This is a genomic window from Xanthomonas sp. WHRI 7065, assembly GCF_040203115.2.
Lineage (GTDB): Bacteria > Pseudomonadota > Gammaproteobacteria > Xanthomonadales > Xanthomonadaceae > Xanthomonas > Xanthomonas arboricola.
This window is the reverse complement of the sequence record NZ_CP168194.1, coordinates 1-15090: the sequence shown is the minus strand read 5'-3', so window position 1 is coordinate 15090 and position 15090 is coordinate 1. Positions and strand designations below refer to the sequence as shown.

The window sequence follows — 15090 nt, the reverse complement described above, 5'->3', positions numbered from 1 at the left end:
TGATCGGGGAGCTTGTCATGCACTGGCTGTTTCTGCTTATGGCATTGGGTGCGCTGGTGCTGGCCTTCAGCACGCCGCACGTGTGGTTGCTGGTGGCCTCGCTGCTGGTGGCACTGCTGTTGCTGTTGCTGTGGACGCGCGGCTGGTTCGCCTCGCGCATGGGCGATACCCAGCGCGACACCAGCAGCCTGATCGACCCGGCCGAGCTGCGCCGCCTGCGCGAGATCGCCGAAGCCCGCAAGGCGGCCGCCCTCAACGCCACGCGCGACGGCGAGCCGCAAGCCTGAGACCGACGCAGTGACCACCCAGCTCAGCGTCAACGTCAACAAGATCGCGGTGTTGCGCAATTCGCGCGGCGGCCACGATCCGGATGTGGTGCAGGCCGCACGCACCTGCATTGCCGCCGGTGCGCAAGGCATCACCGTGCACCCGCGTCCGGACCAGCGGCATATTCGCGCCGACGACGTGCTGGCGCTGAGCGCGCTGACACGCGAGCACGGCGTCGAATTCAATATCGAAGGCAACCCGTTCGCACCACCGCGCGACGGTTATCCGGGCCTGCTGGAATTATGTCGTGTCACCCGCCCCGAACAGGTCACCCTGGTACCGGATGGCGATGGACAGCTGACATCCGACCACGGTTTTGATTTTGCCCAGGACACCGCCCACCTCGCCACGCTGATCGCCTCGTTCAAGGCGATCGGTGCTCGCGTCAGTCTGTTTGTCGATGCCGACAACCCCGCTATCGCGCAGGCGGCAGCACTCGGTGCAGACCGCATCGAGTTGTACACCGGCCCGTATGCGCAGGCGCATCTGAGCGGCCAGCCGGATGCTGCATTCAAGCTGTTTTCCAGTGCGGCGCAACGCGCAGCCGCCGCAGGTCTGGGCATCAATGCCGGACACGATTTGTCGCAGGCCAATCTCGGTGATTTTCTGAGCGCTGTCCCCGGTGTGCTCGAAGTCTCGATCGGCCATGCATTGATCAGCGAGGCCTTGTATCAAAGCCTGGATGTAACAGTGCGCGCCTATCTGGACATACTGCGCGGCGCATCGATCAGCGCTTGAGATAATCAAGTTGATTATGTGGATGCGTTGCTTGGTTACCGGACATTAAATCGGGGCAGGGTCTCTGCCCCGATTCAATCGTTATCGATGACTTACGGCTGATTTACCAGGCTGGTTAATCACCCATTTACTGCACAAAACTGATGCGATCCACCTGCGCATTCTTGGCTGCAGCCAGCACCCTGGCCATCACCGCGTATTCGGCATCCGCACTGGCAGCGATGCGCAGCTCTGGCTGATTGCCGGCTGCCTGGCGCATCTGTTCGATCAACCTGGGCTGCAATTGCTGCAGCGTTATCGGGCTGGCATTCCAGAACACTTGCCCGCTGGCGTCCACACGCAACGCGATCGGTGCAGGCGGCTCCATGCGTGACTGGGCCTGCTCGCTGCGCTGTGGCAGGTCCACCGTGATTGGCCGCGCCAGCATCGGAGCGGTGACGATGAAGATGATCAACAACACCAACATGACATCCACCAGCGGCGTGACATTGATCTCCGCCAGCGGTCCCCGATTGCCTGCCGTACTGAAAGCCATGACTGCCTCCTGTGCTATGAGGGTGGGTGCTGCACGGTCGAGCATACACCTGGTCGGCAGTGAGGGAAGGGCAGGGCAGACGCCTCTGGCGGGCCAAGCCCCGAAGCGTGCCGTTGCGACTTGCCGCTGCACCTCCGGCGGTTTGCTTGCGCGGACGACCTGAGGGTCACTGCAGGCATCACTCACCCGGTGCCCGGGAAACGGATACCAACGTCCTGGCAAACAGCCGGCCGCATCCGTGCGTGTCGAACATAGCGGCAGCAAGCACCCGATTGATCGAGCATAAAAAAACGCCACCGTTTCCGGTGGCGTTGCAGTCGCGTCATGACTGTTGTGTTGCGGTCTTGCGATGTCTTACTGCATGAAGCCGATTTTCTTCATCTGCGAGTTTTTCGCCGCAGCAAGGACCTTGGCCATCACTTCGTACTCCGCATCTTCATTGGCGTCGATGCGCAGTTCCGGCTGATTGGTCGGATCGGCCTGCACCACCTCTTCCATCTTCTGCTGCAACTGCGCGACCGGGGTCGGGCTGTTGTTCCAGAACACCTGGTTGCTGGCGTCGATCCGCAACTCGATCGGCGGCGGCGGTTCGGTCGTCTGCGGTGGCGGGTTGAGCACCCGCTGCGGCAGATCCACGGCGATCGGGTAGGTCATGATCGGCGCGGTCACGATGAAGATGATCAGCAGCACCAACATCACGTCCACCAGGGGCGTGACATTGATGTCGGCCATTGGGCCGCGGTTTCCACCGGTACTGAATGCCATGGCTTACTGCCCCTTCTCTTTGGTTGCGACGAAGCCGACGTCCAACATGCCCTGACCCTGCGCGATCTTGGTGATCTCGTTGATCGTACGCATCTTGGTCGTGCGGTCGCCACGCAAATTGAGCGGCGGCTGCGGTGTCTGCTGTGCGGCAGTAGACAGGCGCGATTCCAAGGCTTCCTTGGAAATCGGCTCGTCGTTCCAGTACAGCGACCCGTCTTCCTTGACGGCCAGGGTGATCGGCGCGGCGCGTTTCTCCGCATCTTCCTTCTGGATCAGGTTGGCCTCTGGCAGCTCCACCTTGACCTTATGGGACATCAGCGGTGCCGTAATGATGAAGATGATCAGCAGCACCAACATCACGTCCACGAGGGGCGTCACGTTGATGTCGGCCATCGGGCCACCGCTGTTTCCACTACTGAAGGCCATAACGGGCTCCGTCTAAATCGTTGCGAAGTCGTTCTTTACTACGGATTAGCGAACGCGCGAACCAGTGGCGAAGAAGTCGTGCAGGTCGTGGGCAAAGGTGTCGAACTTGGCGATCACCGAGCTGTTGACCTTGGAGAAGAAGTTGAACGCGAACACGGCCGGGATTGCGACGAACAGACCGATCGCGGTCATGATCAGCGCTTCACCCACCGGGCCGGCAACGGCGTCGATGGAGGCCGAACCGGTTGCACCGATCTTGATCAGCGCACCGTAGATGCCCCACACCGTACCGAGCAGACCGACGAACGGCGCGGTCGCACCGACGGTGGCCAGCAGGGTCATGCCCGACTGCAGCTTGGTGCTTTCGCGGGTCACGGCCTGACGCAGGGCGCGATCGACGAATTCCGAACGGCTCAGGCTCTCGCCCAGGCCACCGGTGCTGCCTTCGGCGCGCTGGTGGTGAGCAGCAGCCTGCGCTGCGTCCAGTGCGATCTTGGAGAACGGCTCGGAAGCCGGCTGCTCTTCCATGGCACGGATGGCGTCCTGTGCATTCGGGGCATCCCAGAACGCGGTGGTGACGCGGTCAGCCGCGCTCTTCAGACGGGTGGCACGGAAGATATTGATGACGGTCCAGTACCAGGAGGCAGCGGACATGGCGATCAGGGTGATCAGAACGACCCAGGACACGGCGAAATCGCCGGGGCTGGACGTCATTTCAGTGATCAAGTGCTCGAAGCCCATCTGCGACAGGGCGGCCGACGGATTGGAGCCCCCTGCAGCGGCGGCGATAAAGAATTCCTGCAGCATGACGCTTACCTTTGTTGTGTGTGGTGATGAAGGGTGGAGCGAAAGGAAGACAGGATCCTGGGCCGACCGTGGCCGGCCCGTGGGATCAGTTCAGAGCAAAGTTGACCGGGACGCGGACACGTCCGGCGGCTTTCTGCCCGTTGACAGTGGAGGCGTTGAACTTCCACTTGCGTGCTGCGTCCATCGCGGCACGGTCAAGGTCGCGGTTGCGGCTGGACTTTTCGACCGACACATTGGTCACGTTGCCGCTTGCATCCACATCCACGATCAGGATGACCTCGCCTTGGACACCGGCACGGAATGCAGCCGGCGGGTACTTCGGCGGGTTCATGTTCTTGGACGAGATATCGACACTGGCGCCGATGTCACTCGGCGGTTGCGGCGGAGCCGGCGGGCTCGGCGGCGTGACGATATCGCTGGGACGCGGTTCGGGAACATCGACAACCGGAGCTTCCGGCGGCGGCGGAACCGGTGACGGCTTCGGCGGCGACAGATTCTTGACCGGCGGTGGCGGCTTGTCTTCCGGCGGCGGCGGCGGCGGCGGCGGCGGGGGAGGAGGCGGTGCATCCACCAAGGTGACCATGGTGGTGCGCTCCTTCTCTGCCGGAGCCTTCGGCGCCACTGCAGGGATCAGCAACATCATCAGTGCAGTGAGGTGCAAGGCAATTACGAAAGCAATGCCGATAATGCGGGCCCAGCTCAGACCCTGGTTCCCGGCATCATAGTCATGCCTGTGGATAACGAGTTGTTCCGTCATGCGCCAATGGCTCTTTCAGTGGGGGCCCCGGATCACTGTGATGATCCCCAGGTTTTCGGACGGCTTTGACACCGCAGGAACCCCCAAGCTTATACCAATCCCGAGTCCTGTAACCACTAAAAACACAGGGATTTCGGGGGTTTATTTTCTTTTTTACTTCAGATTGATGATCTTCTTGGCGTCATCAGGTTTTTTGACACCCTTGGCGATTGCCTGCTGCGCGGCCTGCTTGGCCTCCGGGATGCGACCTTCCGAATGCAGCACCTTGGCCAGATTCAGATAGGTCTCGCCGTCCTTGGAAAGCGGTGCGGCTTTTTGCCAATTCTCGATCGCCTTGGGCACGTCTTCGCTGTAGTAATACGACTGTGCGAGCGCAAGGTATGTCTGATAATCGGGTTTAAGGATGCCTTTTTGCATACCTTCATTGATGACCGCGATGACGTCCTTTTCCTTGTTCTCGGTGTTGGCGTAGATGGAATACAACTGCTTGTACTCCTTTTCTTCGGTCAACTGCCCGGCAGCGCGCAGCTTGTCCATCACTGCGGCGGCCTTGTCCATCTGGTCGGCCTGCATATACATGCTGGCCAGGTTGAGCTGGGCCTTCTTGTCGTTCGGCGTCTTGGCGGCGAGCGCTTCGGCAGCGGCCACGGCTTCACCGGTCTGGCCGGCTTCGGCGTAGGACGCCATCAGCAACTGATTCCAGGTGTCCTTCGGCTCGGGCGAGGCGGCGATGGCCTGCTTCAGCACCGGAATGGCTTCCTTGTAGCGCTCGGCCTGGTACAGCGCCTGACCCTTGAGGATCAGGTCTTCCGGACGCTGCGACTTGCTCTCTTCCAGATACTTGTCCAGCGTGGCCAGGCCTTCGGCCTGCTGGTCGTCCTGCATCTGCAACTGCGCCAGCATCAGCATCGACTGGAACTGGCCGTTGTTGTCCAGCGCATTGAGGCCGATCGCCTGCTGCAGGTACTTCTTGGCAGCGGCAGTGTCGTCCATGTTGTACGCCGCCTGGGCGGCCAGCTGCGAGGCCAGCGCCTTGTCGGCTTCGTTGGCCGAGCCATTGGCAAGGATCTCGTCGGCCTGTGTGCGCACGGCCGGGAAGTCTTCGCCCTTGTTGAAGGTTTCGATCAGCTTCTGCAGCTTGCTGCCCAACTTGGACGAAGGCTTGATCGTCGGCGCGGCGCGGGTGGACTGCGGATACAACTCTTCGGCCTTGCCGCTGTTCTTGGACTTGCGGCTGGCGCGCTCGGACGACCGATCCGACTGCGCAACCGCGTCGGTGACGACAGCCCCGCCCAGGGACGCGGCGATGAACAGGGACAACAGGGCTTGCTTGCGGTTGAGCAGTTTCATGTTTCACCTCGGACGAGCCGCCGTCGGGCGGTACGAAAAGCGGAATAAACGCTGTACGAAAAATCTGAGCCGGCAAACTTAGCAGAAAGTCTCAGTTCCCGAAAACGGTTTCCATGCTGTGTTGCGACATTCGGTACGTAAGCGCTGCGAAATCAGCCGCAACGCGGCACGCGCCCGTCCTGTCGCGCCTGCTGGTAAACCGGTTCGAGTTGGTTGACGTCTGCCTGCAGTTCGCGGATGCGATTGGCGGGGTCGGGGTGGGTGGACAGCCACTGCGGCTGGCGATTGCCGCTGGCGGCCATCATGTTCTGCCACAGCGTGACTGCCTGGGCAGGGTCGAAGCCGGCCTGGGCCATCAGGCGCTGGCCGACCACATCGGCCTCGCTCTCCTGGGTACGCGAGCCGGGCAGCAGGAACACGGTCTGGGCAGTCATCCCGCCGACTTGGTTGACCGCACTGGCGGCGCCGTCGCCGTAGGCCGCACCGGCCAACGCGCCAATGATGCCCAGGCCTGTCTGCGCGCCGAGCTGGCGGGTGATGCGCTCTTCGTGATGGCGGGAGATCACGTGCCCGATTTCGTGCCCGAGCACGGCAGCCAGCTGATCCTGCGTCTTGGCGACGGTGAAGATGCCGGTATTCACGCCGACCTTGCCACCGGGCAGCGCAAATGCGTTGGCTTCGTTATCGACAAACAGCGCGGTTTCCCAGCGGGTTTCGCGCCACTGCGGCGGCAGTTGCGCCACCAGCGCATTGACCACGCATTGCACGTAGGCGTTCTGCTTGCCGTCGGTGCTGACTTTTTCCTTGGCCTTGGTCTGCGCGAACGATTCGGCGCCAAGCTTGTCGAGCTGGTCCTGCGTGACGCCTCCCACCACCTGTCGGCGGCCGGTCGGCGAGGTTGTGGTGGCACATGCCGTCAGTGCAAAGACGGCGACAACGATCAACAGCCTGGCTTTCATTCAATCCCCCTTGAACCCTGGGGGCATTTTGGCAGGCTCGTCTTAACTTTTCGTCAAACGGCTCAGCCGATGCCAAAAAAGTACAGCGCCGCCAGGGCGGTAGCGTTGTTGACGCCATGCGCCACGATCGGTGCCCACAGCGTGCCGGTGCGCCAGTACAGCCATGCGAACGCCGCGCCCATGCCGCCGTAGACCAGCCATAGTTGCGCGATGGCGGCCGGTCCGTTGCCGCTGACGCCGGGCACTTCATGCACCAGCGCAAAGATCGCGCTGCTCAGCGCGATGCCCAGCCAGGGCCGGCCGGCGGCGAGCAGGCGGCCGAACAAGACGCGTCGGAACAGCAATTCTTCGTACGCCGGGGCGATCGCCACGGCAAACACCACCAGCGCCAGCGGCCACTGTTTGATGGCTTCTTCCATCAGCGGCAGGTTGGTCGGCACCGGTTTGATGCCCAGCGCGGACGCCGCGACGCTGACCAGATTGCTGAGCAGGAACACGCCAACCGCGATCAGCGCGGTCCAGCCCCAGGTGGAGGCACGCCTTGCAGCGGCGCGCGAGGCCCGGTGTTCGTCTGCGCTGGCGCGGCGGCGCCAGTAATACAACAGCAGCGCCGGCGAGGCGGTGCTGACCAGCGCGGTGAGCAATTGCACCAGCACGCCGGGTTGGCCGATGGTGGCCATGATCTCGCTTGAGGACAGCGTCAGGCCCTGCGCCTTGGCGGCCTGCACGGCACTGACACCGCGGAACACGCCCCAGAGCGCGAACCCGGCCACGCTCAGCGACAGCAGCAGGCCGGTAGCGATCAGCACATCGATGCCGAAGCCGAGCAATGGCGGCAGCAGCGGGGCGGTGCCGGCGGCCGGCGTCGGTACCGGCCTCGGGGAAGGATCTGCGCTCATCGTCGTCCTGAAAAAACCGCAGGCGTCGGCGCAGCGCCAAAGCGATGCGCCGACGGGCGACGGTGGCTCAGATGTCCAGGTTGGACACCTTCAGCGCGTTGTCCTCGATGAAGTCGCGGCGTGGCTCGACCACATCGCCCATCAAAGTGCTGAAGATCTGATCGGCGGCCACGGCATCTTCGATACGCACCTGCAACAGGCGACGCGTGTCCGGATTGACCGTAGTTTCCCACAGCTGTTCGGCGTTCATTTCGCCCAGGCCCTTGAAGCGCTGTACCTGGCGGCCGCGCTTGGCCTCTTCCAGCAGCCAGGCATGCGCCTGGGCGAAGCTGGTGATCGGGTGGGTCTTGTTGCCGCGCACGATCTGCGCGCCTTCGCGCACCAGGTCGTGCAGGGCCAGCGAGACCTCGCGCAGCGGACGCAGCTCGCCGCTTTCGAACGCGCCCATCGGCAATACCTGGGTGAATTCCTCGCCCATGTGCCTGCGCACCGCCACCAGCGACGCCGAGGCGCCATCGGTGGCCGGGTCGAAACGCAGCTGGTAGCGCGCCGTGCCCAGGGTGCCGCGGTTGAGCACCGCCTGCAGCGCATCCAGGGTGGGATGCACCTCGCCTTCGGCCTGCAACTTGTCCACATCCAGCGGCGGCAAGTCGATCAGCGCGGTGAGCAGCGCCGGGTCGTAGCGGTGTGCGTTGCGGGCGATCGCCTCGTTGGCGCTGGTGAACAGCATCAACAGCTTTTCCAGCGCCTCGCCGGTGATCGGCGGCTCGTCGGTGGCGGGGATCAGCGCCGCGCCTTCGACCGCGTTGCTGGCCAGATAGGCATTGAGCGCCGCGTCGTCCTTCAGATACAGCTCGCTCTTGCCCTGCTTGAGCTTGTACAGCGGCGGCAGGCCAATGTAGATGTAGCCGCGCTCGATCAGCTCCGGCATCTGCCGGTAGAAGAAGGTCAGCAGCAGGGTCCGGATGTGCGAGCCGTCGACGTCGGCGTCGGTCATCAGGATGATGCGGTGGTAACGCAGCTTGTCCGGGTTGTACTCGTCGCGGCCGATGCCGGTGCCCAGCGCGGTGATCAGCGTGCCGACCTGGTCGGAGGCCAGCATGCGGTCAAAACGCGCGCGTTCGACGTTGAGGATCTTGCCGCGCAGCGGCAGCACCGCCTGGTTCTTGCGGTTGCGGCCCTGCTTTGCCGAGCCGCCTGCCGAGTCACCCTCGACGATGAACAGTTCGGACAGCGCCGGGTCTTTTTCCTGGCAGTCGGCCAGCTTGCCGGGCAGGCCGGCGATGTCCAGCGCGCCCTTGCGGCGGGTCAGGTCGCGCGCCTTGCGGGCGGCTTCGCGCGCACGGGCGGCGTCGACGATCTTGCCGGTGATGGCCTTGGCTTCGTTCGGATTCTCCTGCAGGAACTCCTGCAGGCGCGCACCGAAGGCGTTTTCCACCGCCGGACGCACATCCGAGCTGACCAGCTTTTCCTTGGTCTGCGAGGAGAAGCTGGGGTCGGGCACCTTGACCGAGAGCACCGCGATCATGCCTTCGCGCATGTCGTCGCCGGTCAGCGCGACCTTGGCCTGCTTGGCGATGCCGTTCTGCTCGATGTAGGTGCTCAGCACACGCGTCAGCGCGGCGCGGAAACCTGCCAAGTGGGTGCCGCCATCCTTCTGCGGGATGTTGTTGGTGAAGCAGTACATGGTTTCCTGGTAGGCGTCGGTCCACTGCAGGGCCACGTCCACCACGATGCCATTGTGCTCGCCGGTCACCGAGATCACGTTCGGGTGCAACGGCGACTTGAGCTGCGCCAGATGCTCGACGAAGCTGCGGATGCCGCCTTCGTAGTGGAAATCATCGCGACGGCCGTCGCCGCGCTCGTCGATCAGGGTGATCTTGACGCCAGAATTGAGGAACGACAGCTCGCGCAGGCGGCGCGCCAGGATGTCGTAATGGAACTCGACGTCGCTGAAGATCGCCACGGACGGCTTGAAGCGCAGCGTGGTACCGCGCTTGGTCGAGGCTTCCAGCTGCTTGAGCGGGTACTGCGGCTCGCCCAGCGCGTATTCCTGCTGGTAGTGGAAGCCGTCGCGCCAGATGTCCAGCCACAGGTGCTCGGACAGCGCATTGACCACCGACACGCCCACGCCGTGCAGGCCGCCGGATACCTTGTAGCTGTTGTCGTCGAACTTGCCGCCGGCATGCAGCACGGTGAGGATCACCTCCGCCGCCGAGACGCCTTCTTCCTTGTGGATGTCGACCGGCACGCCACGGCCGTTGTCGGACACCGCAACCGAGCCATCGACCAGGATCTTGACCACGATGTCGTCGGCATGGCCGGCCAAGGCTTCGTCGACCGAGTTGTCGACCACCTCGAACACCATGTGATGCAGGCCGGTGCCGTCATGGACATCGCCGATGTACATGCCGGGGCGCTTGCGGACGGCTTCCAGACCACGCAGCACGGTGATCTTGCTGGAGTCGTAGGTGCCGTTGGGGGTGGGCGAGGTGTTTTGTTCGTCGGTCATGCGTGTGCCGTTAGCTCCACAACACGGGCGCAGGCGACGGAAGCCGCATCGCACCGTGGGAAAAGGGGGATAGCCCGGAAATTATACCAGTCGGCCCACCTGCGCCGCCGACGGTTACGCGGAGGGCGTCAGCACGGCCACTTCGCCGTGTTCCACGTGGAACCGATGCAGCAGCCTGCCGGATTCGGCCAGGCCGGGCGGCATTTCGGTTGCGGTGATCAGTACCTGCGCCGGTGCGGACGCCAGGCGCTGCAGCACGCGGGCCTGGTGGTGGCGGTCCAGCTCCGAGCCCAGGTCGTCCAGGGCGATCACCGGCCATTCGCCGCGCTCGTGGGCGAAGTCTTCGGCCTGTGCCAGCAGGCAGGCGAGGGCGGTGAGCTTTGCCTGGCCGCGGGAGAGCGCATCCTTGCCCGGCAATGCATCGAAGGCAGGCGCCCAATCGGCCCGGTGCGGCCCTTGTGAGGTGTAGCCGTTCTGGCGATCACGCTCGCGTGCCAATAGCAGCGCGTCGGCCAACGACACCTCATGGCGCTTCCAGCCCGGTGCGAACGTCAGCGCGGACAGCCCGAGCGACGGGGCGATCGCCGTGGCGACCGGAATCAGTCGCTCCTGCAGGCGCTCCAGGTAGCGAAGACGGCGCGATGTCAGCGTTTCGCCGGATTCGGCGAGCTCGTGATCCCAGGCATCGAGCATGCGCGGCTGCGCGCCCTGCTTGAGCAAGGCATTGCGCTGTTTGAGCGCCCGCGCGTAGCGCCGCCACAGCGCCAGGAAGTCAGGTTCCACGTGGAACAGCCCCCAGTCCAGGAAGCGCCGCCGCGGCTCACCGCCGCCACTGATCAACACATGGCTGCCAGGCTCGAAGGTCACGACAGCCAGCGCGGCACACAAGGCGCCCAGCTGGGCGACATCTTCGCCATCCAGCCGGCCGGTCCATTCCTGGCCGCTGTGGCGCAGGCCCGCCCGCCGCGTGCGTTCCCTTGTAGCGGCGTTTCCCTCGCGCCACTCCACGAAGACTTCCAGATCGCCGGCCCCTTGCTGGATCAGCCCGTCGCGTACACGGCCACGAAAGCTGCGGCCGTAGGCCATCAGATGCAACGCTTCCAGCACGCTGGTCTTGCCCGCGCCGTTATCGCCGGTCAGCAAGTTCAAGGAACTGGCGGGGTGGAGGTCGACGGTCTCGAAACGACGAAGTCGATGGATGGACAACCGCACTACGTGCATCGATCGGTCTGCTCTGCGCTGTGATCCGGCACCCCGGTCGGAGCGGAGGATACGTGATCGATGCGGATCCTGCCCGTGCAGACGTGAAGTGACCCAAGGGACAGGCAGGGGACAACCTGTGGATAAAAAGCAGGCCCGAACAACCGCTTCCGCTTATCCACAGGTTGTCGACCCCTCTACACGGGTCTAAACACAGGGTTTCGAGGCCTAAAAGTAATTTAAAAACAAACACATAGGGTAGTTTCCGGCGAAATCTGGCCCTACCATCACCACCAAGCTCTTAAATTATTTATAGATTTAAAAGCAAAGCTCGATGTGCATAACTCAAAAACCGGCTTGAGACCAAGCAAATTCAGACGTAGCTGTACGTCTCGGTTCGGAGTGAAGCACTCCGCGCTTGATGAAATTGTTCAGATTGATTCCCGTGCGAATGACTTTGCTTGACGACAAAACCACAGCGCATGACTACCGAATCTCACTGAGGCTGCGACAACGCCAGCTTTTCCCAAAGTCGGCGGGTGACACGAGGAGAAGCCCGTTGTTCCACGTGCATGCCGTGAACCTGCCAACAGGGTCTTCGTAACTCAACAGGTCCCGGGTGGGTTGTTTACTTGCGCGGAGCACACCGATTTCACGTGGCACTGTCCCTGGGCGAAACAGCGTACTGATCCTTGGGGCTGCCTCCAATCACAGATTGGCCAAGCATCCATGCGGACGACAGCAGCGCGCCAGGCTCATGCCCCTTAGTTTTGATATCGCGCGCCTACGACCTTACGCACGTCAATCCAAGCAAATGAACTGATGCGCTTGTGCGGTCGTTGAAGTCTGACTCCCGGGAGTGGCGTCTATCGAAACGTTCCTGGATTGGTGACCGTGCGGCGCTGCTACTCCGAGGATCCTGCCCGAAGGCAGAGCAGCTCCGGCTAATGCACCAGAGCAGCTTGGTACCTAACCAGCGCAAAGCGGATGCCCAAAGACGCTCAAGCCTCTCAAAGCCTTACACCACAACGACTTCAGCGCTCTCGCTTTCCAAAACGAAAAAGCCCGGCTTTCGCCGGGCTCTTAGTGTTCCACGTGGAACGCGGCGTCAGAGACGCAGCGGCATCACCACATGACGCGACTTCTCGCTGCTAGCCTCACGCACCAGTGCCGACGAGTTCGCATCGCGCAGCTGAATGACCACGTGCTCATCGCGCAGTGCAGACAGCGCGTCGAGCAGATAGTTGACGTTGAAGCCGATGGCCAGATCGTCGACCTTGGTGTCGGCCTCGATTTCTTCCTGCGCTTCTTCCTGCTCCGGGTTGTGTGCGCTGATCTTCAGCTGACCCGGTGACACTTCCACTCGCACGCCACGGTATTTCTCGTTCGACAGGATCGCAGCACGCTGCAGCGATGCGCGCAGCGCCTCACGGTCCACCTTGACCTCGCGATCCGCGCCGATCGGAATCACCGCCTCGTAATCCGGGAAGCGGCCGTCGATCAGCTTGGAGGTGAAGGTCACATCGCCACGCTTGACGCGGATATGGCTACGGCCAACTTCCAGCTCCACTTCGCGATCTGCCGCCTCCAACAAGCGCAGCAGCTCGGTCACGCCCTTGCGCGGCACGATGATCTGGCGCTTGGCACCGCCGGATTTCTCCAGCTCGGTCTCGCACAGCGCCAGACGGTGCCCGTCAGTGGCCACGCACCGCAGTAAGCCCTCGCGCAGGTCGAACAGCAAGCCGTTGAGGTAGTAGCGCACGTCCTGCTGGGCCATGGCGAACGCGGTGCGCTCGATCAGCTCCTTCAACGCTGCCTCCGGCACCGCAACCCGCTCGGTGGCTTCGACTTCGTCCACCGACGGGAAATCGTTGGCAGGCAGCGTGGCCAGGGTGAAGCGGCTACGCCCGGCCTGCACCGTGACCTTGTCGCCGGTCTGCGAAATGGTGACGCGGCTGCCGTCGGGCAGGGCACGCAGGATGTCGAACAACTTGCGCGCCGGAATCGTAGTTTCGCCGTCCTGCGCGTCTTCCACCATCGTGCGCGAGATCATTTCCACTTCCAGGTCGGTACCGGTCAAGGAGACCTGTCCGTCCTTGACCTGCACCAGCAGATTGGCCAGAACCGGCAGGGTTTGACGGCGTTCGACCACATTGACCACCTGGGCCAATGGTTTGAGGAAGGCTTCGCGCTGCAGTGTAAAACGCATGTGGTTCCGTGCCCCTATGCTTTAAAAGATAATGGAATAAATCAAAAGCTTGGTGGTGATGGTAGGGCCGTTTTCAGCGGATAACCACCATAACTGTTTGTTTCCAAAGACAAATTAGCGCCTGAAAGTCGTTGGACTAGTGCCCCTGGTCTGGCGGTAAAACCTGTGGATAGTTTTCCGCCCGACCTGCGAGGCAACGTTATCCACAGATTCTCCCGCATTTGACCCCAACGTTTCCACGCTTTTCTCCAAGCGGGCGGTCAAGACCGTTGCCGGCTTACTCGCTGAGCTTGCGAATCAGCTTTTCCCAGTCCTCGCGCAGCTTGCCGTCGGCCTCCATCAGCGTGCGGATCTGCCGGCAGGCATGCAGCACGGTGGTGTGGTCGCGGCCGGCGAAGGCGTCGCCGATCTCCGGCAGGCTGTGTTCGGTCAGCTCCTTGGCCAGCGCCATCGCCACCTGGCGCGGACGCGCCAGCGAGCGGGTGCGTCGCTTGGAGAGCAGGTCCTTCATCTGCAGGCCGTAGTAGTCCGCCACGGTCTTCTGGATGTTCGGGATGCCGATCGCCTGCTGCTGGGCGCGCAACAGGTCGCGCAGCGTCTCCTGGGCAAACTCCACCGTGATCGAGCGGCCGGTGAAGTTGGCGCGTGCCACCAGCGTGTTGAGCGCGCCTTCCAGGTCGCGCACGTTGGAGCGCATCTTCTTGGCGATCAAAAACGCCACGTCGTCCGGAATCTCGGCGCCGCGCTCGCGCGCCTTGGCCAGCACGATTGCCGCGCGGGTCTCGAAATCGGGCGGGTCGATCGCCACCGACAGGCCCCAGGCCAGGCGCGACTTCAGCCGCGGCTCCAGGCCTTCGACCTCACGCGGGTAGCGGTCGCAGGTCAGAATGATCTGCTGGCGGCCATCGAACAGCGCGTTGAAGGTGTGGAAGAACTCCTCCTGCGTGCGGTCCTTGCCGGCGAAGAACTGGATGTCGTCGATCAGTAGCGCGTCGATCTGCTGGAACTGGCGCTTGAACTGGTCCATCGCCTTGTCCTGCAGCGCCCGGATCATCGCGCTGAAGAACTGTTCCGAGCGCAGATACATCACCTTGGCGGCCGGATTGGCCTGGCGCAGCGCATTGCCGGCGGCAAACATCAGGTGGGTCTTGCCCAGGCCGGTGCTGCCGTACAGCAGCAGCGGGTTGTGCGCGCGGTCACCCGGCTTCTGCGCGGCCTGGATCGCGGCCGCCAGACCGAGCTGGTTGCTGCGGCCCTCGACGAAGTTGGCGAAGGTGTAGTGCGAATCCAAATTGCCGGCGAACGGCACGATCGGCGCGGCAACCGGCGCGCTGGGCGCCGCCATCGGTGCCGGCTGCGGTTCCGGCGCACGTGGACGCGAGCCGACCGCCAGCGCCACTTCGCCGTTACCGACGAAATACGCCACCAGTTCGCGGATGCGCGGCAGGTAGCGCTCGCGGACCTGGTCGACGATGAAGGCGTTCGGCGCATACAGCACGATGCTGTCGCCGCGGTCTTCGGCTTGCAGGGGTTTCAACCAGGTGTGGACGTCCTCGGGCGGGAATTCGGCTTCGAGACGTTCCAGACAGCGGGGCCAAGCATCCAT

The 15090-nt window shown here is 63.1% G+C and carries 14 protein-coding genes; 2 read left to right on the top strand and 12 right to left on the bottom strand.

Translation table 11 applies throughout. The features are described from left to right. The first annotated feature begins 17 nt into the window (after window positions 1–17). Window positions 18–287, top strand: coding sequence for a hypothetical protein (locus ABQY64_RS00070; RefSeq protein WP_024939143.1), 270 nt, complete (start codon window positions 18–20; stop codon window positions 285–287). A 10-nt stretch (window positions 288–297) separates the two neighbouring features. Beyond that, on the top strand, window positions 298–1065 hold the full coding sequence (locus ABQY64_RS00065; RefSeq protein ID WP_349779588.1) for a pyridoxine 5'-phosphate synthase: 768 nt from the start codon (window positions 298–300) through the stop codon (window positions 1063–1065). A gap of 127 nt (window positions 1066–1192) precedes the next feature. On the opposite strand, the gene ABQY64_RS00060 is transcribed toward ABQY64_RS00065, so the two are convergent. The 12 genes from ABQY64_RS00060 to dnaA all read right to left on the bottom strand — a co-directional run bounded on the left by ABQY64_RS00060 (window position 1193) and on the right by dnaA (window position 15090). Beyond that, window positions 1193–1600 (bottom strand): biopolymer transporter ExbD, encoded by a 408-nt coding sequence (locus tag ABQY64_RS00060; RefSeq protein WP_349779587.1) that lies wholly within the window; start codon window positions 1598–1600, stop codon window positions 1193–1195. A 354-nt stretch (window positions 1601–1954) separates the two neighbouring features. After that, the gene (locus ABQY64_RS00055; RefSeq protein ID WP_011035269.1) at window positions 1955–2365 is read right to left on the bottom strand and encodes a biopolymer transporter ExbD; all 411 of its coding nucleotides are present in this window, start codon (window positions 2363–2365) and stop codon (window positions 1955–1957) included. 3 nt (window positions 2366–2368) lie between these two features. Next, complete coding sequence (locus ABQY64_RS00050; protein WP_011035268.1) at window positions 2369–2791, bottom strand: biopolymer transporter ExbD; 423 nt, start codon at window positions 2789–2791, stop codon at window positions 2369–2371. Window positions 2792–2836: 45 nt separating this feature from the next. Further along, complete coding sequence (gene exbB / locus ABQY64_RS00045) at window positions 2837–3598, bottom strand: TonB-system energizer ExbB (RefSeq protein ID WP_005912445.1); 762 nt, start codon at window positions 3596–3598, stop codon at window positions 2837–2839. Between the two features lie 85 nt (window positions 3599–3683). Continuing rightward, a complete protein-coding gene (locus tag ABQY64_RS00040; protein ID WP_016901836.1) occupies window positions 3684–4241 on the bottom strand; it encodes an energy transducer TonB in 558 nt (185 codons plus the stop codon). 267 nt (window positions 4242–4508) lie between these two features. Continuing rightward, on the bottom strand, window positions 4509–5705 hold the full coding sequence (locus ABQY64_RS00035) for a lipopolysaccharide assembly protein LapB (protein ID WP_039529494.1): 1197 nt from the start codon (window positions 5703–5705) through the stop codon (window positions 4509–4511). A gap of 152 nt (window positions 5706–5857) precedes the next feature. Beyond that, entirely contained in the window at window positions 5858–6664 is an 807-nt protein-coding gene (locus ABQY64_RS00030; protein ID WP_016901838.1) for a M48 family metallopeptidase, read from the bottom strand. A 62-nt stretch (window positions 6665–6726) separates the two neighbouring features. Next, window positions 6727–7563: a CPBP family intramembrane glutamic endopeptidase gene (locus ABQY64_RS00025; protein WP_104646553.1), complete on the bottom strand. Its 837-nt coding sequence runs from the start codon at window positions 7561–7563 to the stop codon at window positions 6727–6729. Window positions 7564–7630: 67 nt separating this feature from the next. Then, window positions 7631–10075, bottom strand: coding sequence for a DNA topoisomerase (ATP-hydrolyzing) subunit B (gyrB, locus tag ABQY64_RS00020; protein ID WP_016901840.1), 2445 nt, complete (start codon window positions 10073–10075; stop codon window positions 7631–7633). Between the two features lie 114 nt (window positions 10076–10189). Beyond that, window positions 10190–11296 carry a DNA replication/repair protein RecF gene (gene recF / locus ABQY64_RS00015; protein WP_349779586.1) on the bottom strand — a complete coding sequence of 369 codons (1107 nt, stop codon included), beginning with the start codon at window positions 11294–11296 and terminating at the stop codon, window positions 10190–10192. A gap of 1087 nt (window positions 11297–12383) precedes the next feature. Further along, entirely contained in the window at window positions 12384–13484 is a 1101-nt protein-coding gene (dnaN, locus tag ABQY64_RS00010; protein ID WP_016901842.1) for a DNA polymerase III subunit beta, read from the bottom strand. Window positions 13485–13761: 277 nt separating this feature from the next. Continuing rightward, window positions 13762–15090 (bottom strand): chromosomal replication initiator protein DnaA, encoded by a 1329-nt coding sequence (dnaA, locus tag ABQY64_RS00005; RefSeq protein WP_016901843.1) that lies wholly within the window; start codon window positions 15088–15090, stop codon window positions 13762–13764.